This is a genomic window from Xenorhabdus miraniensis (assembly GCF_002632615.1).
The window spans coordinates 80,393-103,621 of sequence record NZ_NITZ01000010.1 but is presented as its reverse complement, the minus strand read 5'-3'; the positions used below and the strand labels follow the sequence as shown (position 1 = coordinate 103,621).

Genomic DNA, 23,229 nt, shown 5'->3' with positions numbered 1-23,229 from the left:
TGATAACCGCACTTAATGATAACTATACTTAACGTTATGTTTGCGACTAAGGATTGGTTGCTTGCTGTTTAACCTATATGATTTTATGTATGAAAAGCAAACTTTTTTTTAAAAAAAGATATTTATTTTGTGTTAATTAATTGTTTTTCATCATAAATGAGGGTTGTTGTCATTAGGAAGATATACGGGTAATGTTAGCCATGGTCATATATTGACCTAATAATCAAAATCATGTCAGTCTTGGGGGAGAGCCATGGTAAAAAAAGTTTCTATTATTGGACTAGGCTGGTTAGGAATGCCATTGGCGCAAGCATTACTAAGTAGTGGTATGCAGGTCGTTGGCAGTAAAACAACATCGGATGGCGTTGAAGCTGCATGTATGTGTGGAGTGGATTGTTACTTATTGAATCTGGACCCTCAAATTATCTGTGATGCAGATGATCTTGATCAACTGATGTCTGTTGATGTACTGGTTTTGACATTGCCCGTTAGTGGTGTTGCTGGTGGTGGAGAGGGGTATGTGAAAGCAGTGCAACTGGTTGTTGATACTGCGCTTGCATATTCAATTCCACGGATTATTTTCACCAGCTCAACTTCAGTTTATGGCTCGCTTGTTGGTTACATCAATGAAGATGAACCACTGTCTCCCGAAACTGAATCAGCAAAGGCGTTGGTTGAGTTGGAAAATTGGCTGCATAAACTACCTAATACATCGGTCGATATATTACGTTTAGCGGGTTTGGTTGGTAATGGGCGCCATGCGGGGCGTTTTCTCGCTGGAAGGAAGGCACTCAAGGGAGGAGAAAATGCGGTCAATTTGGTTCATCAAGATGATGTTATTTCTGCTATTAAGTTGCTTATTCAACAACCGGAAGGCGGACATATCTTTAATTTGTGTGCCCCCATACATCCGAAAAGAGCTGAGTTTTATCCATTAGTTAGTCGTCAACTTGATCTGACTCCGCCAGAATTTTTGCAGTCAGAGGGTACAGTAATTGAAAGCAAAATAGTTGATGGTAGCCGTATCTGTCGGGAACTAGGGTTTAAGTATCAGTTTCCAGATCCCGGCAGAATGCCAATGAGTTAATAAACTCACAAGCAAAAGCTTAATTAATTTCTATCATAACAATCTTTTTAAAAGCAGGTCGCTCGGTCAGTAATTGATACCAGCGCCCTAGGTTTGGCAGAGATGGGCGCTCTACATCTACGTTTAACCATAAATAGGCCAGCGGAGCCAAGGCAATATCAGCCATGCCAAATTTATTGCCGGAAAGATATTGTTGCTTGCTTAGGGTGTCATCGACAATTTTCAGCAATTTTTCAATCTCTGCTAAAGATTGAGCGACAATTTTAGGGTCGCGTTGTTCTTTCGGAGTTCTGATAAAACTGATCATGAATTGTTTAATGGGAGGAAAGAGGTTGCAACCTACCCAATCCATCCATTTTTCAACGCTGGCTCTTTCTTGAAGATCGGCTGGATAAAGGCTGTCTTTGCCAAATTTCGCAGCAACGTAACGAACAATTGCGTTGGATTCCCATAAGATAAAATCGTCTTCTTGCAAACAAGGAATAACTGCATTGGGGTTCATACGCAGGTATTCAGGATCATTGAGTTTGCCAAATTTGCCACCGATATCAATTTGTTGATATGGCACGTTTAGTTCTTCCAGACACCAAAGCACTTTTTTCACGTTTGATGAGTTTTTACGACCCCAGATTGTTAGCATTATTTTCGCCTTATGTAAGATCATTCCGAATAATTGATAATATGATAACAAAATCAGACTAATAACAAGAAAATCTTTACGTTATTGGGTTGGAGTCTTCTCTTATAACATCCTATATTAATAGAGTTTTTATGTTTACTTTGTGGATATATACAAAATTGGGTGGTAAAGAGAAGGGCGACTGATGATGAAAAAAAAACAACAGACACCGGTAATAAAATCTTTTGTTGTTGGCTTAAGTGTTTTTTGGTTAGCGAGTGCCAATGTGTATGCAGTGGACGAACCCGCTGCACCTGAAATTGATGCGAAAGCTTATGTATTAATAGATTATGCCAGCGGAAAAATTCTAGCTTCAAATAATGCTGATGAGCGGTTAGATCCGGCAAGTTTAACCAAAATGATGACTAGCTATGTCATTGGGCAGGCGATTAAGTCAGGAAAAATTTCTACAGAAGATATGGTAACCGTTGGTAAAGATGCCTGGGCTACGGGTAATCCAGTGCTTAAAGGTTCATCCTTAATGTTTTTGAAACCGGGTGACAGAGTTAAGGTTATAGATCTGAACCGTGGCATTGTCATCCAGTCCGGTAATGATGCCAGTATTGCTCTTGCTGATTATGTGGCAGGCAGTCAGGATACATTTGTTGATTTAATGAATAAATATTCAAAAACACTGAAACTGACGAATACTCATTTTAAAACTGTCCATGGTCTGGATGCGGCCGGGCAATATAGTACCGCCCATGATATGGCGCTTTTAAGTCAGGCTATGATCCGTGATGTGCCGGAAGAGTATGCTCTGAATAAAGAAAAAGAATTCACTTTTAACAACATCCGCCAGCCTAACCGCAATCGCCTGTTGTGGAATAAAAATATGAATGTGGATGGGGTTAAAACCGGACACACCAGTGGCGCTGGCTATAATCTGGTCGCATCGGCAACAGAAGGGCCAATGCGTTTGATTTCGGTGGTATTGGGTGCCCCCAGTGATCGGATGCGTTTTTCTGACAGTGAAAAACTTTTAGCGTGGGGATTTCGCTTTTATGAATCGGCGATCCCTCTAAAGGCCAGTGATACGCTGGTGACGGAAAAAGTATGGTACGGGACGCGTTCAGAGGTTGCTTTAGGGGTTGAAAAAGATGCTTCAGTGATAGTGCCTCGTGGGCAGGTAGGCAATTTAAAAGCCAGTTTTACATTGAATCAAACTTCCCTTGAAGCACCGCTGGCGAAAAACCAAGCGGTGGGCACTGTGAATTTTATGCTCAATGATAAAGTTATTGATCAGCGTCCGTTGGTAGTTAAAGAAGCTGTGGAAGAAAGTGGTTTCTTTGGTCGTATGTGGGATTTCGTTGTAAAAACCGTGAGTGGTTGGTTTAGTTCGTTATTCAGTTAGTAAGAGCTAAAAAGACTTGATAAATCTACATAACAACATGACGTGAAAAAATGCCAGTCAACCTTTTGGTGACTGGCATTTTTTTGGTGCTGCCGCACAAACAGCAGCTTTTTTTACGTTGATTACATGACTGAATAAATTGCCGCAGAAATAGCAATTGAACCTGCTGCTACAACAAAGATATTGCTTGGTTTGCCTGCATACTTGCGCATAGCCGGAACTTTATGAATAGCATACATTGGCATGATGAACAGGATCATGGCAATAACAGGGCCACCCAGTGACTGGATGATATCCAGAATACTTGGGTTAAGTGTAGCTATGATCCACGCACTGACTAACATAAAGAGGCTAGTGATACGATTCAGCGTTTTGTGCTGAATTGTTTTGCCTTGAGTGCTCAACGCCTTGTTCACAATACCATTGAAACCTTCACGGGCACCCAGATAGTGACCAAGGAAAGATTTGGTAATGGCAATGAAAGCAATGAATGGAGCTATGTATTCAATAGTGGGTACACGGAAATGGTTAGCCAGATAAGACAAAATAGTAATGTTTTGTGCTTTTGCCTCTGCCAAATTTTCAGGAGACAGGCTCAGTACGCAGCTAAAGACAAAAAACATGACAGTCACTACCATCATGATGTGAGCATAACCCAGAATGCGTGAGCATTTTTTCTCTGCATGTTCACCGTACTCTTCACGCTTTGCTACTGCAAATGCAGAGATGATTGGCGAGTGGTTGAAAGAGAAAATCATAACAGGGAGCGCCAGCCACAAAGTGAATAGCAGACCATGATTGCTTGTTGACGACATCGCACTGTCCAGTGACAGAGTATCAAAGATAGCGGTGTTCCAATGAGGAATCAAATACACAGCCAACAACATTAAAACAGTGACGAATGGGAATACCAGTACGCTCATGGCCTTGACGATAACTTGCTCACCGAAGCGGATGATGCTCATTACACCAAGAAGCAAGATAAGTGCCAGCAGTGCACGTGGTGGAGCGCTCATTTGTAACTGGTTTACGATAAAGCTTTCTACTGTGTTGGTCAGTGCCACGCTGTAAACCAGCAGGATAGGGTAAATGGCAAAGAAGTAGAGAATAGTGATCAGAAAACCTGCAACTTTACCAAAATGTTCTTCTACCACGCCGGTGATATCTCCACCGCTGCTTTTGCCAGATAAAACAAAACGACACATCCCACGGTGAGCAAAAAATGTCATGGGAAGAGCGAGTATCGCCATGATAATAAGAGGAATCAAGCCACCGATGCCAGCATTGATGGGAAGAAACAAAACACCAGCGCCAATAGCTGTGCCATATAACCCCAACATCCATACAGTGTCTGATTTACGCCAGGTAGCGTGCTCGCTTTTGCTGGCAGCAGGGGATGCGATTGAACATGATTGAGATGTGTCCATAAATATCTCCGAAATAACGCGGTAAAGTAAAATTTAAAAACTGCTAAGCTCGCACATTAATTAAATGCGCGACTTGGATTTTTATATGAATAATAAGTTGTCAGATATTGCGTTGATGTTTATCTAAACGTTTTTATTACTACATTTTTATTACTACATTAATAATTTGGCCAAAATATGTTCATTTAAAACAGAACATTTAAACAAAGGAAAAGGAGCTGTAACTCTTGTTCACTGTATCTTTAATGCCCAAATCAAAAAATTTAACTCCTGACTTTTGATAGGGAAATATATTTATTTTCAGTGAAATGTACCGTGATCACTCTCGCAATTGCAAGATTTATATAAAAAAGGAAAGATGTTATAGATCTTTGCTGAAATGTTGATCAAATATTAAAGAAAATAGAATGAAGAACTTAACAAGGATGATATCATTATTTTTGTTTTAAATTCTCATATTGACCTATATTATCATTCAATAATATTCATATATTAATAAATTTCTCGATTGTTAGTTAATAAATATTTAAATAAATATAATTAATGTTAATTTTTTATTTTTGTCTTTTTGGTTTAACTTGGATTGCTCTGTAATATATTGATTTTTAATAGAAAATTAGATTTAATTTCTTAATTAAATATGGTGTTTTTTCTTTTTCTTATTACTTTGTTTTTATTGATTATGTGTTAATGGAACTATTATCTTTAGTTGATCGTTGTGTGTAAATATCAATCACTGAATCTGTATTTGTGAAGAAATGATAATCATTTTATGGTTGTATATTGTTAAATATAACGAAGGGTTTTATTTGGATATTTTGTCTGTTTACATAGAGTAACATAAATGTTACGAAATAAATTGAATAAAATAAAACCTTAAATTTAACAAGCCTACTGGGTTTAAGGTAAACCTAATTACATTAAAGGATTAGAGTTTAAAATGTAAATGTTCACTGGAAACTCGTTACTAGTATGAATTTCCAGCGACATATTGTTACCTTTCATTTTGCAAATTGTGCAGCGCTGCGATTTGCAATCTAATAGGATATGACTTTGAGATTTGACTAATTTTTTACCAACCCTTTTCGGATTAAGAATGCACAACAGAACTGGTAAAGGCGGGTAAGTTTACTTTGCAAACGCTCACCATACAGGCTCCAAAATACCTGAGAGAAAGCACATCCTAATAGGCTCACTAAAAATGCACCAATCATATCAATCGGCCAGTGCACACCAACATAGACACGGGACCAGGCAATGGCGCAGGCAATAACTATTAGGCTTACACCTGACCAGATTCGATGCCATAAGATGAATGCTAATGCGAAAGTGAATACGGCTGTGCCATGGTTACTCGGAAAAGATTCCGTAGGGGCATGATAGAGAAAATTATAGCCAAAACCTTCAACAAACGGTCTGGCGTGTGGAACAAGTATGCCAAGGATATAGGATACTGCTATTCCAAAGGCAAAAGCGATACAGGATTTACTGACGACCGTACGTTGATGTGTGATGGCTTCTTCTTTGCCCCAAAGCCAACAAATGGCTAATGTGATGGGATAAACAAATACTAAATATTTTGCGATAAAGACTGCAAGCCAAATCATTGTGGGTGATGAATCGGGTGTTGCATTGATAAAAAGAAACAATTTGTGGTTAAGTTGTTCTAGCAAAGTAAGCCTCACAAACGTGATATTTACGTAACATGATGATTTTATTTTAGCAACTTAAAGTTAAAATAGTAATTTTATAATACAAAGTCATAAATATGATCACTTTGATTCATCACTTTATTTAACTATTGTTGAAACCATATGAGTAAATAATATAGCGGTGATAGTAACGAAAAGTCATCTCTCTTGTAATTAACACAAAAACAACAAAAAAACCCGATAGCCTTTAACCAAAGTGGATGACTATCGGGCTCCTCAATATGGGGACATCAAAGAAAAGCAGTGGCAATAGTTAAGACTACACTATGGAGTGAAAGTTCTCATCATTGAGAAAAAAAAATGAAAAATTTTTTCTGAGGGGTGAATTTTTTTGAAGGGGGTATAGCTCAGGTTACCGCTATCCAGTAAGGTAAACGTTTTCGGCTGGATAGCGGCTTTTTTGATGCTTTGCGTTTCTGGCTAGTTATTTTTTTGTTATTCGTATAGCGCTAGATTTTCTTTAGCGTAAGCTTCAAAGTCAGTGCAGCCACCGATGTGCTTCTCATCAATGAAAATTTGAGGAACAGTTTCAACAGGCTTACCTACTGTTTTTGATAAGTCGTCTTTGGTGATGTTCTCAGCCCAGATATCAACATAGCGATAATCAAAATCGTCGCGCTCTGCTTTTAATTTTTCAGCGAGTTCTTTAGCACGAACGCAGTATGGGCAACCTGGGCGGCCAAAAATGACAGTATACATACAAACAACTCCTTAGTGGTAATGATCGTGAACTTGATAGATTGTCATCTGGCGTTACTATGCCTGTAAGTGTCCACAAAAAAAAGCAGGAATTGCCTTTTGTTGTAATTAGTCCTGCCAATTGGCGGGATTGAGGTATGATAGCCTGAAGATAAGTGACAGAAGATCTATTTTTAAGGCTGAGAAAGCAGGTCAAAAATGAAAATAAACCCATCAAAAGAGATGCGCTCATTGGCTGATATGCCCAATTTGGTTATTTTATTGGAAGTATTGGGTATCGGGTTATTAGTTTTGGCGTATTTGTCGATCACTGATAGCATAATTCTATCACCTTTATTAATGACGACAGAAGCTCACATTGCTATGATCTTATTGGGTATCGGTTGCTTGATACCAGCAGCTATCCATATTATCTGGCGTGCGGTCTATAATCTTTCCTTTTTGGGAATTGATCATAAGAAAGCAGATAAAAATCATCAGTCTTTTTCTGATGATGAAAAAATAAAATAGGTTAATTATTGGTCATGCTGCTACTCAGTAGGGTGTTTCCCAAAGTAGCATGTGTAACTTCTTGGTCATATGAGGTTAATTTCGATGGATTCTATGGTTATTCCCGATTTGTCAACATTGCGCACGTGGCTTGAACGGCTCAAAATTTCTTATTTTGAGAATGATTCAAACTCAGTCCTGCATTTGCCTCATATGCAGAATATCGATGGCCTGTTTGATGCCAAGATCGATCTGTTGGGTGATGTCGTATTATTTTCTGCTCTGGCAGAAGTTAGGCCAACTGCGATCATTCCATTGGTTGCCAATTTGAGTCAGATTAATGCCAGTTCCCTGACAGTTAAGGCATTTCTTGATGTTCAGGATGAAAACTTACCTAAGCTGATTGTTTGTCAGGCATTTCCTATCGCAGCAGGTATGACTTTCACGCAGTTTTCCAATTTTATGCAGCAAGGTGAAGAACAAATTGCTAATGTGATTTTCGAAATTCACAGCAATAATCTTCTCTATGTCAATCATGATATGGAAAGTGAGATGGAAGTAGAAGTAGAAGTAGAAGATGAAGAATCATTGGCTTCGACGAATACATCAACATTTACTTTGCACTAATATTTTTTGATACGGTTTTTTACAATGCAATGTGTGCAGTACACCGCGGGGCATTGTCACTCCTGCCAGTGGCTCGATAAGTCCTATTCACAGCAATTATCTGATAAACAACAACATTTAAAACAACTTTTACAGGAAACATCAGTAATACACTGGCTACCGCCAATAACCAGCCAGATCAGTGGGTTTCGTAATAAAGCCAAGATGGTAGTGAGTGGTAGTGTTGAACGCCCGTTGCTTGGTATGTTGCATCGTGATGGTAGAACAGTCGATCTTTGTGATTGCCCGTTGTACCCACAATATTTTCAGCCAGTATTTGATGCAATAAAAATATTTATCGCTAAAGCTGGCTTGGTTCCCTATAACGTTGAGCGTAAAAAAGGAGAATTGAAATATATTCTTTTGACGGAAAGCCGTGCCAATGGTGAAATGATGCTGCGCTTTGTTTTGCGTTCAGAAACAAAACTGATTCAGTTGGAGCGTGCATTACCATGGTTGCAGGAACAGTTGCCACAAGTGACAGTAGTTTCCGCCAATATCCAATCGGTTCATATGGCAATTTTGGAAGGCGAAAAAGAGATCATTTTCACTGAACCCAAGATGTTGAAGGAAACCTTTAACGGTATCCCGCTGTATATTCGTCCGCGTAGTTTTTTTCAGACGAATCCAGATATTGCCTCTGAGCTGTATGCAGCGGCAGGGCGTTGGGTCAGGGAATTAAATATCAGCAGCATGTGGGATCTGTTTTGTGGTGCAGGTGGTTTTGGTTTGCACTGTGCAGATAAAGAAACCAAGCTGACGGGGATCGAAATCAGTGCTGAAGCTATTGATTGTGCTAAAAGTTCAGCCAAAAGCCTCGGATTGGAACATGTGGTATTTCAGGCGCTGGATTCTACTCATTTTGCGCTTGATAAATCACAAGTACCTGACTTAGTGCTGGTAAACCCTCCTCGCCGAGGTATTGGCAAAGAACTTTGTGAATATCTTGGTCGGATGGCTCCCAAGTTTGTTCTCTATTCAAGCTGTAATGCTCAGACGATGGCAAAAGATATTGCTATGCTTAAACAATATCGAATAGAAAAAGTTCAGTTATTTGATATGTTTCCTCACACTGAACATTATGAAACGTTGGCATTGTTGGCTCTTGATGTTTAGTTCTTGATGTAAAGTAATCTGCTGATTTTACCTGCTTACTCCCGTGATAAATTGAGGTTATCGCAGGAGTAAGCAAAACATGTACTGGTTAGTTAAGTAGCAATGGTGATTAATTGCGTTGTTCAAATGATAATGCCCGCTGTTCGATCATACGCATCAGCAGTGTTAAAAGACCATTGATACAAAGGTAAATGATACCAGCGGCAACGAATACCGTGACATCATAACTGCGCCCGAATTGAAGCTGACTATGCCCCATGATATCCAATAAAGTGATTGTGCTGGCAAGCGAAGTGCTCTTGAAAATCAGCACGACTTCATTGGAATAGGAAGAAAGCGCCCGCTTAAAAGCATAAGGTAGCAGAATGCGCATAGAATGTGCTTTGGACATACCAAGAGCTTGACAAGATTGCCACTGCCCAGCTGGAATGGCCTTAACCGCACCATAAAACAATTGGGTTGAGTAGGCGGCACTGTTCAATGCCAGTGTAACCATTGCACATAGCCACGGTTCTGACATGAGTTGCCATAACCACGGATATTCTTTTATTGATGGAAATTGTCCCGGCCCATAGTAAATCAGAAAAAACTGAACGAGAAGAGGCGTTCCGGTAAATAGCGTGATATAGCCTTTGACCAATTGAGAGAGTACGGGCAATTTCATTGTCAGAATCATAGTCAATACAACAGACAGTATAAAGGCAGTCAGTAATGCTATGAAAGTCAGACTAAGACTGGTTTGCAGGCCCGGTAAAATATCCTTGATATACTCAAACATCATGAAGCACTCCGTTCAAAATGAGTGGTGCGCATTTCAAGTTGTTTAAGAATAAATTGGCTCACCAATGTAATTACCAGATAGATAGCCGCGGCGATCACATACCATGTAAATGGCTCCTGTGTTCGGGTTGCAATGCTTTTTGTTTGTAACATTAAATCATTAACGCTGATGAGGGAAACCAGAGCAGTATCTTTCAACAGAACCAGCCATTGATTACCGAGTCCGGGTAGGGCATGGCGCCACATCTGCGGCATAATCAGACGAAAAAATATGCGGGTTTGACTTAACCCCAATGTCTGGCCAGCTTCCCACTGCCCTATTGGGATGGCTTTCAATGCTCCCCGCAGCGTTTGTGAAGCATAGGCGGAATACAATAGTGAAAGGGCGATGACGCCACAAAGGAAAGGACTGACATCAAAGTTATCAATTTCCATCTGTATGTTAAACTGCCAGAAAACCAGATTAACTTCAAAACCTTCTGACAACATGATTAGAAGTTGTGAACTTCCGAAATAGATGAAGAGAACGACTAAAATTTCAGGCAGCCCCCGGATCAATGTAACCCAGCAGGAACCTAACAAAGCGATAGGTTTCCAGCGTATGGATTCCCACGCGGCAAAAAGCATTGCCAGCACCAAGCCAATGATAAGTGAAGAGATTGCAAGGCCGACGGTAATTCCGGCGGCATTGATTAAAGATTGTAGTTCATTCATTGGGTTCCAGCTTATTGTTCAAACCATTTTTTATAGATGGTGTCATAAGAGCCATCTTGTTTAACTTCAGCCAGTGCTTTGTTCAGTTTGTTCAGTAACTCAGCATTGCCTTTACGAACTGCAATCCCTAAACCAGTACCAAAGTAGTTTTTATCTGTTACTTTATCACCAACAGTACCTAATTCCTGGTTCTTTTTCAGCCACTCATTAACGACTGCTGTATCGCCAAACACAGCATCAATACGACCATTTTTCAGATCAAGGATTGCATTCTGGTAGCTATCATAAGGTACGGTCTTGATTTCTTTATGTTGTTCCATCAAATACTTTTGGTGTGTAGTTCCGTTCTGTATTCCGACTTGTTTACCTTTGAGATCGCCAATGTGAGCGAATTTTCCTTTGATGGCAATGAAAATGGCTGAGTTATCATAGTAGGTATGGGTGAAATCAACTTGTTTTTGGCGATCGGGCGTAATATCGATACCGGCCATCAGTGCATCAAAACGGCGAAATTTCAGGCTGGGAATGAGACTATCGAAAGATTGGTTAGTGAATGTGCACTCAGCCTGAAGTTTTGCACATATGGCATTTGCTAAATCGACATCGAATCCCTGAATTTTATTGTTTGCATCAATAAATTCAAATGGCGGGTAAGTGGCTTCTGTTGCAAAACGGAGAGTCGTTTTTTCTGCTGCGGTTGCCGATAAGGTCATTACACTCAACAAAACAGCAAACAATAATTTTTTCATAGCCATATCCTGTTGTTCATAAAGTATGGTATATCAGTGTGATAAATAATGAGCAAAGGCTTCTGTTTGAGGCCGCATAAAATGAGTTGCGTCACCTTTTTCGATAATGTGGCCTTGTTCCATATATACAACCTGACTTGCTGTTTTACGAGCGACTTCCACTTCGTGGGTCACGATAACTTGCGTGATACCGGTTTCTGCCAACTCTTTAATAATATCAATAACCTGAGAGGTAATTTCCGGATCAAGTGCAGCAGTGGGTTCATCAAACAACAGAATTTGCGGCTCCATCATTAACGCCCTTGCAATGGCGACACGTTGTTGTTGTCCGCCAGAAAGATGCAGTGGAAAACGGTTAGCGAATTCATCTAAACGGAGACGAGAGAGAAGTTTTGCTGCTTTTTCCCGGGCTTGTTGTTTAGACAATTGAAGGACTCGACAAGGTGCTTCAATCAAATTATTCATTACGCTTAGATGTGGCCACAGGTTGTATTGTTGAAAGACCATGCCAACCTTTTGTCGTAATGCCAGAATTTCTTTGTGATTGGGTTGTTGCTTAAAATCAAACTGATGAGTTGCCACATTGAGTTGCCCAGAGCGAGGCATTTCTAGTAAATTCAGAACACGCAGCAATGAACTCTTGCCAGCCCCGCTTGGCCCCAGCAATACGACAGTTTCTCCTGATGTACATTCAAAATTGATATCGAACAGAGCCTGATGTTTACCATAGAAACAATTTATGTTTTTTAATTGAATGCTCATGCGAAAAATATGAATAGTTAGTTATTTGTTGAGATACTAATCCTATAAGCATAACTATGCAATAATGTCTGAATAAAATTGTTGTTTTCATTAGATTAGTGACTTAACTAATCAAGTAATAGGTATTTTTTTGGATTGTTTTTCGCTCTTTATTTTACGAATTAGATTGATTTGCATACCAAAAAAGCTTTTTTAGTTAGTTTATATGTTAAATCAAGGTTGTTCTTCATTGAGTAAAAAATGCAATGAACAACGGAGTCATTAAACTCAATATAAAACCATGAACAATGGCTGCTGGTACGATACTTACACCACCACAGCGTTGTAAGATAGGTAAGGTAAAATCGATTGAAGCCGCTCCTGTTAAACCTAATGCGGTTGAACGATAGCGGTTTATTAGCATAGGGATGAGCATAATAGAAGCCAGCTCACGAGCTAAGTCATTGAAAAATGCTGTACTGCCAAGTACTGGCCCATAAGCATCGGAAATTAAAATTCCCGAAAGGGAGTACCAACCATATCCCGATGCAATGGCAAGACCTGTTTTGGTGGGTAATCCCAGCAAAAATGCAGCCAGCACACCGCCTAGCAGAGAACTGATGGCAACGACTATGGCGATAATCGTACCACGACGATTCAACAGCGTTTGCCTTAAGCTCATGCCATTATTGCGCAGTTGAATACCAACCAGAAGTAGTAGAAAAACCAATGCAACTGCACTGGCACGGCTGGAGAACTGGAACCATGACCAGCCTGTTAAGCCAATAAGAAAACCTAATATTAATGCGCCACATAATTTGACGGAATCTAACACCATATGTAATCGGGACGGTGGCTGTTCCTGTTTATGTGTATTAATAATCCACGGATCTCGTTTATCCAATAGGAAAAGCGCTAGCATATTAATAATAAAAGTGCATAGGAAAAATGTTGTTGCATACAGCAAGATAGAAAGCAAATTGCTGCCCAGATTCTCCAACATGGCGAGGTTGATGCCCATCAAAACAAGAATGGTATAAACCATGACATTGAGTAGCTGGTGTACCAAAATGAGCATCGATTTATTATTAAGATGAATAAGGTAGCCCAGGGTTAAAGGCAAAAGAATAATTAACAATCCTGAATACATAATTCACATCCTTATCCAGTCAGAGACGTTTTTTTATCTAGTTCTAATAATTAAAACCAGTCATAAGGGCTAATAAGCGTAGGGAAACAAAATATTTACACTAAAATAACAAATAGGATAAGGGTAAACATACTGAAACTCAACGCATTTTTAGTCTCTAATAGAGTGGTTGTTATAAATAAAACCAAGTAAATCCGATGGGTAAAAGGGGGAATATGTGTTTCTGGAACGTGTAGAAATTTCCAGCTTTAACAAAGTAAGCTGTAAACCCTCACCCAATGCGAGGGTGTCGGCGCTATCCTGTTACTTTTGAAAGAGGCGTTTTCCAGAGTTTTTTGATTGGCAAGAGGAAAAATCAATTGAACGTGAAGTTTTGATGATTCAGTACTCCAAGTTTTAGAGAAAAGATGTGTTAGATGTTTTTCTAATCGGAAATATCTAGTTGATAGGATTCGTTGATGTCATCTACAGTACATTGGTGTAACGAAGTTTTATTTTCTCATGGTGGAGCTTTGTTGATGAATCTTTTTTCTGTTAAGTCTCGTTGGATCGCAACAGTGCTTATCCTCATTACTATTGCATCTGTATGGAGCTATTTCTTCTTCCTGCCGAAGCCTGTCACATATAAAACTAATGCAGTCATAAAGGGTAACTTTGAAAGAAGTGTTTTGTCTATAGGTAAATTGGATGCAGTGAGTAGAGTTGATGTAGGTTCTCAGGTTAGCGGTCAATTGAAAGAATTGTATGTGAAATTAGGAGAAAAGATTAAAAAAGGTCAATTACTGGCGACGATTGATCCGCAGACAGCAAAAAATGCTGTGGTGGAAGCGCAAGAAACGGCAAAATCATTGCAGGCCGATCTCCGCGGTGCACAAGCAGAGCTTAAACTGGCTCAGCTTAAAATAAGCAGGCAGAAAAGATTGCTTAAATTAAATGCGACGTCTGCTCAGGAATTAGATGTCAGTAAAGCAGACGTGCAGTCTAAAGCTGCCAGAGTTGATAACCTTAATGCACGAATTCAGCAAAATAAGGCCAAACTTGATACGGCTGAAACGAATTTGCAATACACCAATATCCTCGCTCCCATAGAAGGAATTGTGGCGGATATTAAAACATTTCAGGGACAAACTGTGATAGCCGCACAGCAAGCTCCGACTATCCTGACAATCGCAAACCTCGATACGATGATTGTGAATACAGAAGTATCAGAAGCAGATGTCATCAATCTGAAACCCGGACAAAAAGCATCATTTACTATTTTGGGAGCACCCGGAAAACAGTTTCACGGTGTCTTAGAAGATATCTTGCCAACTCCGAAGGGAACGGCAAGCACACCTAATGGTGAAGTAACGTATAAATCTGGCCCTGTTTTCTACTATGCGCGTTTTAAGGTTCCGAATCCTGAACATATTCTGCGTTTGCAAATGACTGCTCAAGTGAAAATAGAGCTTCAGACTCTACATAATGTATTGATGATCCCAATTTCAGATTTAGGGAAGCAAATATCTTCTACCCGATATGAAGTTGGTGTCTTGCGTAATGGAAAAGAAGAAAAACGCGAAATTACAACAGGCGCCTTTAATAATATCAATGTTCAGGTTATTTCTGGTTTGAAGGAAAACGACCGTGTGATAAGTAGCCGCAGTGATAGTAATGTAGAGGGATCATAATGAATGCGTTACTAGAACTAAAAGGTGTTAGCCGCAGTTACCTCGCTGGAGAAGAACGAATTAATGTTTTGGATAATATTTCGTTATCCATTCATGCTGGAGAAATGGTAGCGATTATCGGTGCTTCCGGTTCAGGTAAGTCAACTTTGATGAATATACTAGGCTGTCTGGATAAACCTAGCAGTGGAGAATATTGGGTTTCTGGGAGAGATACTGCCGGTTTGGATAGTAACCAGTTGGCCGAATTACGCAGGGAATACTTTGGGTTCATTTTCCAGCGTTATCATTTGATGGCTCATTTAACCGCAGAACAGAATGTTGAAATTCCGGCGATCTATTCAGGTGTTCCCAAAATACAACGTCGTGAGCGGGCTGTTAGGCTGCTTAAAAGTCTTGGATTGGAAAATCGTATCAGTTATCGGGCAAACCAGCTTTCAGGGGGACAGCAACAACGAGTCAGCATTGCCAGGGCACTTATGAATGGTGGGCAAGTCATTCTTGCTGATGAACCGACAGGAGCATTGGATAGTGTTTCTGGTCAGGAAATGATGGATATCTTGAAGCAACTTTGTCGGCAAGGGCATACGGTTATTATTGTTACTCATGATCCGAATATTGCAGCACAGGCTCAAAGAGTGATTGAAATTAAAGATGGGTGTATCATGAGTGATTCACGTCCTTCTGAATGCGGAACACAAACATCGCCCTCTTCTTCTTTGATGAGCGTAAATTCTGTGGGGGTAAAAAACTCTTCAGTGCAACAAATTTGGGGGCGTTTTAATGAAGCATTATTGATGGCGTGGCGTGCCATGATCATCAATAAACTGCGTACTTTACTGACTATGCTTGGCATTATCATTGGCATTGCTTCTGTTGTAACGATCCTGGTGATTGGTGATGCGGCAAAATCAATGGTGTTATCACATATTAAATCCATTGCAACTAATTCTATCAAGATTTATCCGGGTGGCGATTTTGGTGATGATGATAGTGACTTGGATAGTCAGGCACTGAAACTCACCGATATTCCAATAATAAAATCCCAACATTATGTTCAGGCAGTTTCTCCTGAATTCAGGACAAATGGGCGTTTGCGTCGAGGCAATATTGATGTTAATACATCGGTATTGGGTGTAGGAGGTGATTTTTTTCATGTATATGCCATGAAATTTATCCAAGGTATGCCTTTTACTTCAGAAATGCTTCAGCATCAGGCTCAAGTAGCTATTATTGACAACTATACTCGTAAGAAGTTATTTCCTTACCAAAATAATGTGATAGGCGAAGAGCTCATTTTAGAAAATATACCCTTGACGGTGATTGGCGTAATTGGCGATGGGCAAGAGTTTTATGGCGGTAACATATTACAAATTTGGTTGCCTTACAGTACGATGAATGGTCGTCTGATAAACAAAAGCTACTTGGATTCAATTGATGTCAGAGTGAAGGATGGCTACTCTGCCAATGAAGCGGAAGAAAAACTTAAGCAGTTATTGGCATTTCATCATGGTAAAAAAGATGTTTCTACCTACAATGTAAACAGAACAATTGAAGCAATTGATAAAACAACGCGAACTTTACAAATGTTCTTAACGTTAGTGGCGGTAATATCTTTGGTGGTTGGTGGAATTGGCGTGATGAATATCATGTTGGTATCAGTCACAGAGCGTACCAGAGAGATTGGTATTCGCATGGCCGTTGGTGCCAGAACCAGCGATATTATGCAGCAATTTCTTATTGAATCTGTCTTGGTCTGTCTAATGGGCGGCATACTGGGGATCACCCTGTCATATAGCTTATCTTTGACTGCACAGTGGATATTACCAAAATGGGACTTTGTTTATAACCCTGCTGCATTTATCGTCGCTTTTGGTTGTTCAACAGTCATTGGGATAATCTTTGGTTTCCTGCCAGCACGAAACGCTGCTCATCTTGATCCTATAGAAGCGCTTGCAAGGGAGTAATTTGCAAGGAAATAAAGTAGCAGGGGAGTAAGTAGCAAAGAAGCAAATAGCACGCCACAAATAGGCCATTGTTTATTTGTGGCGTGGAATTACGAATTTATTAGATCACTCTTTTTTTGATTTTGAGCCTTCTTCCAAAGGTACAATAAGGCTGGCGTGGTTACCTTTCGGGCCTTGATGAACACTAAAATTCACTTTTTGCCCAGCTTTCAGCGTCCTATAACCATCCATCTGAATGGTTGAATAGTGAGCGAATATGTCATCACCCCCGCTGGTTGGGCAAATAAATCCAAAGCCCTTTGCATTATTGAACCATTTAACAGTACCTGTTTCCATACTTCTCTATCCCTCGTATCACGATTTCGGGTTTAGGAGTCACTAAAAATTTCAGGATATGAACATACGCTCAGACAGAATGCGGTGTTCATAAAATATACTGTAGTGAAATTCATTACGCCGTCAAGCATATAAGTAACGTCAAGCTGTCTCAGATGGCTAAAGTTTGATATAGATAACGGTATCCGATTTTTAGGTGAAATCCTTATTCGGTAATCAAAGGGGGGAGGAAGCAGAGTGCTGTATGAAGTGATAAAATATATAGCAGTAGAATGAATTAGTTCATACTAAAATCCAGCGGAAAGTTAATGCCCAGCGGAAGAATAATGACTGAGTTTTATAACGATTTGAAAGTTGAAGAATTTATTGAAGATGACGCAAAACAAAAGCTACAGCCGCCATCAATGTATAAGGTCGTTCTTAATAATGATGACTATACCCCTATGGAGTTTGTGGTTGACGTATTGCGAAAGTTCTTTTCTTATGATGTTGAAAAAGCAACGCAACTAATGCTGGATGTCCATTATAAAGGGAAAGCAGTTTGCGGAATTTATACGGCAGAGGTCGCAGAAACTAAAGCTGCGCAAGTGAACATGTATGCTAAGGAGCACGAGCATCCGTTACTTTGCACGCTGGAAAAAGTCTGATCTGGCTTACTGATTTTAGGAGGAGGTGCTTATGCTCAATCAAGAACTGGAGCTTAGTCTCAACATTGCTTTTGCCAAAGCAAGGGATAACAGGCATGAATTTATGACTGTAGAGCACCTGTTGCTGGCGCTATTAAGTAACACATCGGCGCGGGAAGCACTGGAGGCTTGTAAAGTCGATTTGTCGCTGTTACGCCAGGAATTGGAGAATTTTATTGCTCAAACGACTCCTTTGTTATCCGAAAATGATGACAGGGATACACAACCTACATTAAGTTTTCAGCGTGTTTTACAACGCGCTGTGTTTCACGTTCAATCCTCGGGGCGTTCAGACGTTTCCGGGGCTAATGTCTTAGTCGCTATTTTTAGTGAGCAGGAATCTCAGGCCGCTTATTTATTGCGTAAGCATGACGTCAGTCGTTTGGATGTCGTGAATTTTATTTCTCATGGAACGCGCAAAGATGAGCCGGATAGCGATTCTCACCACAGTATCAATCCGGTTCAGGAAGAGCAGGTAGTTAGTGAAGATCGGTTGGAGAATTTTACAACTAATCTGAATCAATTGGCGCAAAAAGGTCAAATTGATCCCCTTGTCGGGCGTCAGAATGAATTGGAGAGAACTGTTCAGGTACTGTGCCGCCGTCGCAAGAATAACCCCCTGTTTGTTGGAGAATCTGGCGTTGGTAAGACGGCTATTGCAGAAGGGCTTGCATGGCGTATTGTACAAAATAATGTCCCCGAAGTTATGCAGGGCTGTACTATCTATTCTCTGGATATTGGATCATTGTTGGCGGGTACAAAGTACCGTGGTGACTTTGAGAAGCGCTTCAAATCCTTGTTAAAAACCTTAGAGCAAGATAGAAAAAGCATTCTCTTTATTGATGAAATCCATACTATCATTGGTGCAGGCGCTGCTTCAGGTGGACAAGTGGATGCAGCCAACCTTATTAAGCCTTTGCTGTCCAGTGGGCGTATTCGGGTAATAGGTTCGACAACTTACCATGAGTTCAGCAATATCTTCGAAAAGGATCGTGCTTTGGCTCGTCGGTTTCAGAAGATTGATATTATTGAACCTTCTCCAGAGGAAACGGTGCAAATTATCAATGGATTGCGAGCTAAATATGAGGCACACCATGATGTCCGTTATACGGCGAAAGCAATTCGTGCAGCAGTTGAGCTATCGGTGAAATACATTACTGATCGCCATTTGCCGGACAAAGCCATTGATGTTATTGATGAAGCCGGTGCCAGAACAAGGTTAGTTCCGTCCAGCCGCCGTAAGAAAACGATCAATGTTTCTGATATTGAGTCCGTTGTTGCTCGCATAGCCCGTATCCCGGAAAAAACGGTGTCGGCAAGTGATAAAGACGTACTGAGAACAATGGATGATCGTTTGAAAATGTTGGTCTTCGGCCAGGATCGCGCCATTGGGGCTTTGACAGAAGCCATTAAAATGAGCCGTGCTGGATTGGGTCAGGAGTATAAACCAGTCGGGTCTTTCCTATTTGCAGGGCCGACGGGTGTTGGTAAAACGGAAGTGACAGTCCAACTTGCTAAGGTATTGAATGTCAAACTACTGCGGTTCGATATGTCGGAATATATGGAGCGTCATACTGTTAGCCGTTTAATTGGCGCACCACCGGGTTATGTGGGGTATGATCAGGGAGGGTTATTAACTGATGCTATTATCAAACATCCTCATTCTGTATTACTTCTGGATGAAATTGAAAAAGCCCATCCCGATGTCTTTAACCTATTGTTACAGGTTATGGATAATGGGACATTGACCGACAATAATGGCCGCAAGGCTGATTTTCGCAATGTTATTTTGGTGATGACAACTAATGCAGGGGTACGTGAGACACAGCGTAAATCCATTGGTTTCACAGAACAAGATAACAGCACAGATGGCATGGAAGAGATTAAACGGATTTTCACACCTGAATTCCGTAATCGTCTTGATGGCATCATTTGGTTTGATGCACTCTCTTCTGAGGTTATTCAGCAAGTCGTTGATAAATTTATCGTCGAATTACAAGCCCAACTGGATGAAAAAGGTGTTTCTCTGGAAATCAGTGCAGACGCCCGTCAGTGGCTATGTAACAAAGGTTACGATAAAGCTATGGGGGCACGCCCTATGGCTCGAGTGATTCAGGACAACCTCAAAAAACCATTGGCGAATGAATTATTATTTGGTTCTTTGGTACATGGAGGCTCGGTCAGTATTAAGCTTGATAAGGCTAAACAAGCATTAATATATGATTTTAAGGATGCCAAAAGGTCGAATAAGTCAAATAATAAGAAATCAGAAGATGCTGTATTGTAAGTTAGTGAATACTGTAAGTAGTGATAAAGGCTGGCGATAAAAACCGAAAGCCACACCACAGGTGGATGCTGAAAATACTATCCCCTGTGGTGTTAAAAGGTATCTTAATCAGCGACTACGGAAAGTAATACGGCCTTTTTCAGGGTCATATGTAGTTAGCTCGACTGTGACCTTGTCTCCAGTCAGGATGCGGATATAGTTCTTCCGCATTTTTCCTGAAATGTGGGCAGTAACAACGTGCCCGTTGTCTAATTCAACACGAAACACAGTATTCGGCAGTGTTTCTAATACAGTACCTTGCATTTCAAAATTAGTGTCTTCTTTGGCCATCTAATCCTCTAAGTAACAACCATAGTTTTTAATCGGCAAGATAATGCCGAAAAACCATCATTATGTAAAGGAATGTCGTATTTTAAACCATCATTTCATGTATGACGATAATGACATTCCCGCCGTGAACAGCATAAATCCCTAAGTGATGATTATAAATCCAGCTCTTGTTTAGACCAGCAGTCCGATTGTAATGGCTGCTCTCTCAATTGATAAAGATGCTGAAGAAATTCTTCCCTTGGAATATTTTTGGCGCCCAATGATTCTGTATGGTGATTTAATACCTGACAGTCAAACAATCGGCCACCATGATGTAGAAAGTGGTGATAGAATGCGACAAACGCACACTTAGATGCGTTCTCCATTCTGCTAAACATAGATTCACCGCAAAATAGTGTCCCTACACAAACACCGTATAAACCACCTACAAGTTGGCGATCATGCCAAACCTCAATTGAATGAGCCAAACCTTCATGATGCAGTGCTTGATAACCTCGCAAAACATCTGGCCCTATCCAAGTGCCTTCTTGTCGTTGTGCACAATGATATATCACTTCATCGAAAGCATAGTTTACCGTAATTTGGTAAGTATGTTTGCGAATAAACCGAAGAAGTGTTCGGCCCGTATGCAATTCCCCGGGAATTAATACTGCCCGGGGGTTGGGAGACCACCACAAAGGAGGCTCATTGGGCGAATACCACGGGAAAATGCCTTCATGATACGCCACTCTTAAGCGTTCTGCACTAAGATCTCCTCCAAATGCCAGTAAACCATTAGGTTCAGCCATCGCATTGGTTGGATGGGGAAACTCATAGGAATTATCGAGTTGAGCTATCAACATAAAATGAATCACTCCTGCGCAGGATAGCTCTGACGCTGATAAAACTGATAATACCGTCCCTGTTGGGCAAGTAGCACATCATGTTTGCCTTGCTCAATAATACGTCCTCCATCCATAACACAGATCTGATCCATATGCTGCAAGCCTGTCAGTCGGTGAGTCACGATAATCAGTGTCTTGTGCTGGCAACTACGGTGTAACAATGACAAAATCTGTTGTTCAGTATCAGAATCGAGTCCTTCGGTTGGTTCATCTAGAAGCATTAAAGGGGCATTGTGCAGTAACGCTCTGGCAATACCTAAACGGCGCTGTTCTCCGCCGGAAAGTTGGCGACCGCCTTCACCCATCCAACAGTTTAGCTTCTTATCATTGCCTAGCAAGTTCTCCAAGCCCACTTGTTGTAATACGGTTTCTAATTCATCATCGCTGGCATCGGGTTTTGCTAATAAAAGATTCTCACGTAAAGTATGGCTGAACACATGTATACGTTGGGGAACGATGGACATCATTGAGCGAAGTGTTGCTTCATCATAATCGGAAATGGGATGCCGGTTGAGTTGAATTTCCCCATTATTAACGTCCCATGCGCGAGTTAATAACTGTAAAAGCGTCGATTTACCACATCCGGTCTTTCCTAATAAAGCAACATGCTCTCCTGATGTCAGAGATAAAGAAATATCTTTTAATACAGGCTGAGGTTGGCCCGGGTAGGTGAAATCAAGATTTTTTATCTCAAGGCTGAGAGAGCTATTTGCCTGTGGTCCTTGATCAGGGAAAGTCACTTCCGGTTCTTGGTGCATCAATTGAGAAACGCGAGTTGCAGATGCAATAACTTGTCCCATGTGCTGGAATGCTATAGTGACTGGCCCAAGAGCTTCAAAAGCAGCAAGGGAACAGAAGGTAAATAGCGCTATTAACGCACCCGGTTGACTATTTTCTCCAACACCTGTTGCAGCGAGCCAAAGTATCAGTGTTACAGTCATGCCCGTAGAAAAAATCATGATGGCTTGTGAAAGCCCTGTCAAATTAGCCTGTTTTTGTTGGTTTTTCAGCCAATCACCTTCAATCGCCGTCATGGATTGACGAAAACGCTTAAGTGCACCAAATACAGTTAATTCAGCTTGTCCCTGCAAAGCGCTGGTGAGTAATGTACGATATTGAGCGCGCTGTAGAGTAATGTTTCTGCCGTAGGGTTTCCCTGCCTGGAAAAACACGAAAGGCAAGATCAATAGCAGCCCCAACATAATGCCACCGAGAGTATAGGCAAGGGTAATATCAAGGAACCCTAAGCCAAACGTTAGTACTACAATCACAACAAATGCGGCAAGAACAGGGGAGATAACCCGCAGATAGAGGTGATCTAACGTTTCGACATCGGCAACGAGTCTGTTTAACAACTCACCTTGACGGAAGCGGGCAATGCCTCCCGGAGAAAATGGCAAAATTTTCTGAAAAGCAAAAACACGTAAATGAGCTAATACACGGAATGTTGCATCGTGACTGACAAGTCGTTCAGCATAACGACCAGCAGTGCGGAAAATGGCAGCACCACGCACACCCGCGGCAGGCAGCATATAGTTAAACGTATATAACCCTGCGAACCCGGCTAAGGCAGTACCGGCAAGAAACCAACCTGAAAGTGTCAACAGCCCGATGCTGGCGAGCAGAGTCACAATCGCCAAGATCATACCTAAGCTAATGAGAAACCAGTGGCGGCGGTATAATGCGAGAAATGGGAATAATACGCGCAT

22 protein-coding genes are annotated in these 23,229 nt (G+C 40.8%); 9 read left to right on the top strand and 13 right to left on the bottom strand.

Annotated features, from left to right (window positions below; genetic code table 11):
- The first annotated feature begins 253 nt into the window (after positions 1-253).
- Positions 254-1,087, top strand: a complete 834-nt coding sequence (locus Xmir_RS11395) for an SDR family oxidoreductase (RefSeq protein WP_099114363.1) — start codon at positions 254-256, stop codon at positions 1,085-1,087.
- Positions 1,088-1,106: 19 nt separating this feature from the next.
- On the opposite strand, the gene Xmir_RS11390 is transcribed toward Xmir_RS11395, so the two are convergent.
- Positions 1,107-1,727 (bottom strand): glutathione S-transferase family protein, encoded by a 621-nt coding sequence (locus Xmir_RS11390; protein WP_099114362.1) that lies wholly within the window; start codon positions 1,725-1,727, stop codon positions 1,107-1,109.
- Between the two features lie 187 nt (positions 1,728-1,914).
- Here Xmir_RS11390 and Xmir_RS11385 point away from each other — a divergent pair, with 187 nt between their 5' ends.
- Positions 1,915-3,120, top strand: coding sequence for a serine hydrolase (locus tag Xmir_RS11385; protein ID WP_422646013.1), 1,206 nt, complete (start codon positions 1,915-1,917; stop codon positions 3,118-3,120).
- Positions 3,121-3,242: 122 nt separating this feature from the next.
- Here the strand turns inward: Xmir_RS11385 and Xmir_RS11380 are convergent, their stop codons facing one another.
- The 3 genes from Xmir_RS11380 to Xmir_RS11370 all read right to left on the bottom strand — a co-directional run bounded on the left by Xmir_RS11380 (position 3,243) and on the right by Xmir_RS11370 (position 6,958).
- A complete protein-coding gene (locus Xmir_RS11380) occupies positions 3,243-4,547 on the bottom strand; it encodes an HAAAP family serine/threonine permease (protein ID WP_099114360.1) in 1,305 nt (434 codons plus the stop codon).
- 1,064 nt (positions 4,548-5,611) lie between these two features.
- Positions 5,612-6,220, bottom strand: coding sequence for an undecaprenyl-diphosphate phosphatase (ybjG, locus tag Xmir_RS11375; RefSeq protein WP_099114359.1), 609 nt, complete (start codon positions 6,218-6,220; stop codon positions 5,612-5,614).
- Between the two features lie 474 nt (positions 6,221-6,694).
- On the bottom strand, positions 6,695-6,958 hold the full coding sequence (locus Xmir_RS11370; RefSeq protein WP_099114358.1) for a GrxA family glutaredoxin: 264 nt from the start codon (positions 6,956-6,958) through the stop codon (positions 6,695-6,697).
- Positions 6,959-7,156: 198 nt separating this feature from the next.
- Here Xmir_RS11370 and Xmir_RS11365 point away from each other — a divergent pair, with 198 nt between their 5' ends.
- From Xmir_RS11365 to rlmC, 3 genes are all read left to right on the top strand, one after another.
- Positions 7,157-7,468 (top strand): YbjC family protein, encoded by a 312-nt coding sequence (locus Xmir_RS11365; RefSeq protein ID WP_099114357.1) that lies wholly within the window; start codon positions 7,157-7,159, stop codon positions 7,466-7,468.
- 84 nt (positions 7,469-7,552) lie between these two features.
- Complete coding sequence (locus Xmir_RS11360; RefSeq protein ID WP_099114356.1) at positions 7,553-8,074, top strand: type III secretion system chaperone family protein; 522 nt, start codon at positions 7,553-7,555, stop codon at positions 8,072-8,074.
- A gap of 24 nt (positions 8,075-8,098) precedes the next feature.
- A complete protein-coding gene (gene rlmC / locus Xmir_RS11355) occupies positions 8,099-9,229 on the top strand; it encodes a 23S rRNA (uracil(747)-C(5))-methyltransferase RlmC (protein ID WP_099114355.1) in 1,131 nt (376 codons plus the stop codon).
- Positions 9,230-9,338: 109 nt separating this feature from the next.
- Here rlmC and artM read toward each other — a convergent pair whose 3' ends face one another.
- From artM to Xmir_RS11330, 5 genes are all read right to left on the bottom strand, one after another.
- A complete protein-coding gene (gene artM / locus Xmir_RS11350; protein ID WP_099114420.1) occupies positions 9,339-10,007 on the bottom strand; it encodes an arginine ABC transporter permease ArtM in 669 nt (222 codons plus the stop codon).
- Positions 10,007-10,723, bottom strand: coding sequence for an arginine ABC transporter permease ArtQ (artQ, locus tag Xmir_RS11345; RefSeq protein ID WP_099114354.1), 717 nt, complete (start codon positions 10,721-10,723; stop codon positions 10,007-10,009). The genes artM and artQ overlap by 1 nt, the downstream gene beginning before the upstream one ends.
- An 11-nt stretch (positions 10,724-10,734) precedes the next feature.
- Positions 10,735-11,472, bottom strand: coding sequence for an arginine ABC transporter substrate-binding protein (artJ, locus tag Xmir_RS11340; protein WP_099114353.1), 738 nt, complete (start codon positions 11,470-11,472; stop codon positions 10,735-10,737).
- A gap of 33 nt (positions 11,473-11,505) precedes the next feature.
- Positions 11,506-12,234, bottom strand: coding sequence for an arginine ABC transporter ATP-binding protein ArtP (artP, locus tag Xmir_RS11335; RefSeq protein WP_099114352.1), 729 nt, complete (start codon positions 12,232-12,234; stop codon positions 11,506-11,508).
- A 226-nt stretch (positions 12,235-12,460) separates the two neighbouring features.
- Positions 12,461-13,363 (bottom strand): LysO family transporter, encoded by a 903-nt coding sequence (locus tag Xmir_RS11330; RefSeq protein WP_099114351.1) that lies wholly within the window; start codon positions 13,361-13,363, stop codon positions 12,461-12,463.
- A gap of 518 nt (positions 13,364-13,881) precedes the next feature.
- Between Xmir_RS11330 and macA the strand changes: the two genes are divergently transcribed.
- Together macA and macB are read left to right on the top strand one after the other, a co-directional pair.
- Complete coding sequence (gene macA, locus Xmir_RS11325; RefSeq protein WP_099114419.1) at positions 13,882-15,033, top strand: macrolide transporter subunit MacA; 1,152 nt, start codon at positions 13,882-13,884, stop codon at positions 15,031-15,033.
- Positions 15,033-16,997, top strand: a complete 1,965-nt coding sequence (macB, locus tag Xmir_RS11320) for a macrolide ABC transporter ATP-binding protein/permease MacB (RefSeq protein WP_099114350.1) — start codon at positions 15,033-15,035, stop codon at positions 16,995-16,997. The genes macA and macB overlap by 1 nt, the downstream gene beginning before the upstream one ends.
- 105 nt (positions 16,998-17,102) lie before the next feature.
- On the opposite strand, the gene cspD is transcribed toward macB, so the two are convergent.
- Positions 17,103-17,333 (bottom strand): cold shock-like protein CspD, encoded by a 231-nt coding sequence (cspD, locus tag Xmir_RS11315; protein WP_047961941.1) that lies wholly within the window; start codon positions 17,331-17,333, stop codon positions 17,103-17,105.
- Between the two features lie 326 nt (positions 17,334-17,659).
- Here cspD and clpS point away from each other — a divergent pair, with 326 nt between their 5' ends.
- On the top strand, positions 17,660-17,980 hold the full coding sequence (gene clpS, locus Xmir_RS11310; protein WP_099114418.1) for an ATP-dependent Clp protease adapter ClpS: 321 nt from the start codon (positions 17,660-17,662) through the stop codon (positions 17,978-17,980).
- Positions 17,981-18,011: 31 nt separating this feature from the next.
- On the top strand, positions 18,012-20,306 hold the full coding sequence (clpA, locus tag Xmir_RS11305; protein WP_099114349.1) for an ATP-dependent Clp protease ATP-binding subunit ClpA: 2,295 nt from the start codon (positions 18,012-18,014) through the stop codon (positions 20,304-20,306).
- A 108-nt stretch (positions 20,307-20,414) separates the two neighbouring features.
- Here the strand turns inward: clpA and infA are convergent, their stop codons facing one another.
- The 3 genes from infA to cydC form a co-directional block, all read right to left on the bottom strand.
- Positions 20,415-20,636, bottom strand: coding sequence for a translation initiation factor IF-1 (gene infA, locus Xmir_RS11300; RefSeq protein ID WP_045969938.1), 222 nt, complete (start codon positions 20,634-20,636; stop codon positions 20,415-20,417).
- A 152-nt stretch (positions 20,637-20,788) separates the two neighbouring features.
- Positions 20,789-21,478, bottom strand: coding sequence for a leucyl/phenylalanyl-tRNA--protein transferase (aat, locus tag Xmir_RS11295; protein ID WP_099114348.1), 690 nt, complete (start codon positions 21,476-21,478; stop codon positions 20,789-20,791).
- An 8-nt stretch (positions 21,479-21,486) separates the two neighbouring features.
- Positions 21,487-23,229, bottom strand: coding sequence for a heme ABC transporter ATP-binding protein/permease CydC (gene cydC, locus Xmir_RS11290; protein ID WP_099114347.1), 1,743 nt, complete (start codon positions 23,227-23,229; stop codon positions 21,487-21,489).

Bases quoted from the DNA above. Each gene is read 5' to 3' on its own strand.
- Xmir_RS11330 (WP_099114351.1), bottom strand. From the start codon at position 13,363: ATGTATTCAGGATTGTTAATTATTCTTTTGCCTTTAACCCTGGGCTAC.
- infA (WP_045969938.1), bottom strand. From the start codon at position 20,636: ATGGCCAAAGAAGACACTAATTTTGAAATGCAAGGTACTGTATTAGAA.
- artJ (WP_099114353.1), bottom strand. From the start codon at position 11,472: ATGAAAAAATTATTGTTTGCTGTTTTGTTGAGTGTAATGACCTTATCG.
- aat (WP_099114348.1), bottom strand. From the start codon at position 21,478: ATGTTGATAGCTCAACTCGATAATTCCTATGAGTTTCCCCATCCAACC.
- artQ (WP_099114354.1), bottom strand. From the start codon at position 10,723: ATGAATGAACTACAATCTTTAATCAATGCCGCCGGAATTACCGTCGGC.
- Xmir_RS11370 (WP_099114358.1), bottom strand. From the start codon at position 6,958: ATGTATACTGTCATTTTTGGCCGCCCAGGTTGCCCATACTGCGTTCGT.
- Xmir_RS11390 (WP_099114362.1), bottom strand. From the start codon at position 1,727: ATGCTAACAATCTGGGGTCGTAAAAACTCATCAAACGTGAAAAAAGTG.
- Xmir_RS11365 (WP_099114357.1), top strand. From the start codon at position 7,157: ATGAAAATAAACCCATCAAAAGAGATGCGCTCATTGGCTGATATGCCC.
- artP (WP_099114352.1), bottom strand. From the start codon at position 12,234: ATGAGCATTCAATTAAAAAACATAAATTGTTTCTATGGTAAACATCAG.
- clpA (WP_099114349.1), top strand. From the start codon at position 18,012: ATGCTCAATCAAGAACTGGAGCTTAGTCTCAACATTGCTTTTGCCAAA.
- Xmir_RS11395 (WP_099114363.1), top strand. From the start codon at position 254: ATGGTAAAAAAAGTTTCTATTATTGGACTAGGCTGGTTAGGAATGCCA.
- cydC (WP_099114347.1), bottom strand. From the start codon at position 23,229: ATGCGCGTATTATTCCCATTTCTCGCATTATACCGCCGCCACTGGTTT.
- Xmir_RS11385 (WP_422646013.1), top strand. From the start codon at position 1,915: ATGAAAAAAAAACAACAGACACCGGTAATAAAATCTTTTGTTGTTGGC.
- artM (WP_099114420.1), bottom strand. From the start codon at position 10,007: ATGTTTGAGTATATCAAGGATATTTTACCGGGCCTGCAAACCAGTCTT.
- Xmir_RS11380 (WP_099114360.1), bottom strand. From the start codon at position 4,547: ATGGACACATCTCAATCATGTTCAATCGCATCCCCTGCTGCCAGCAAA.
- macB (WP_099114350.1), top strand. From the start codon at position 15,033: ATGAATGCGTTACTAGAACTAAAAGGTGTTAGCCGCAGTTACCTCGCT.
- macA (WP_099114419.1), top strand. From the start codon at position 13,882: ATGAATCTTTTTTCTGTTAAGTCTCGTTGGATCGCAACAGTGCTTATC.
- rlmC (WP_099114355.1), top strand. From the start codon at position 8,099: ATGCAATGTGTGCAGTACACCGCGGGGCATTGTCACTCCTGCCAGTGG.
- cspD (WP_047961941.1), bottom strand. From the start codon at position 17,333: ATGGAAACAGGTACTGTTAAATGGTTCAATAATGCAAAGGGCTTTGGA.
- clpS (WP_099114418.1), top strand. From the start codon at position 17,660: ATGACTGAGTTTTATAACGATTTGAAAGTTGAAGAATTTATTGAAGAT.
- Xmir_RS11360 (WP_099114356.1), top strand. From the start codon at position 7,553: ATGGATTCTATGGTTATTCCCGATTTGTCAACATTGCGCACGTGGCTT.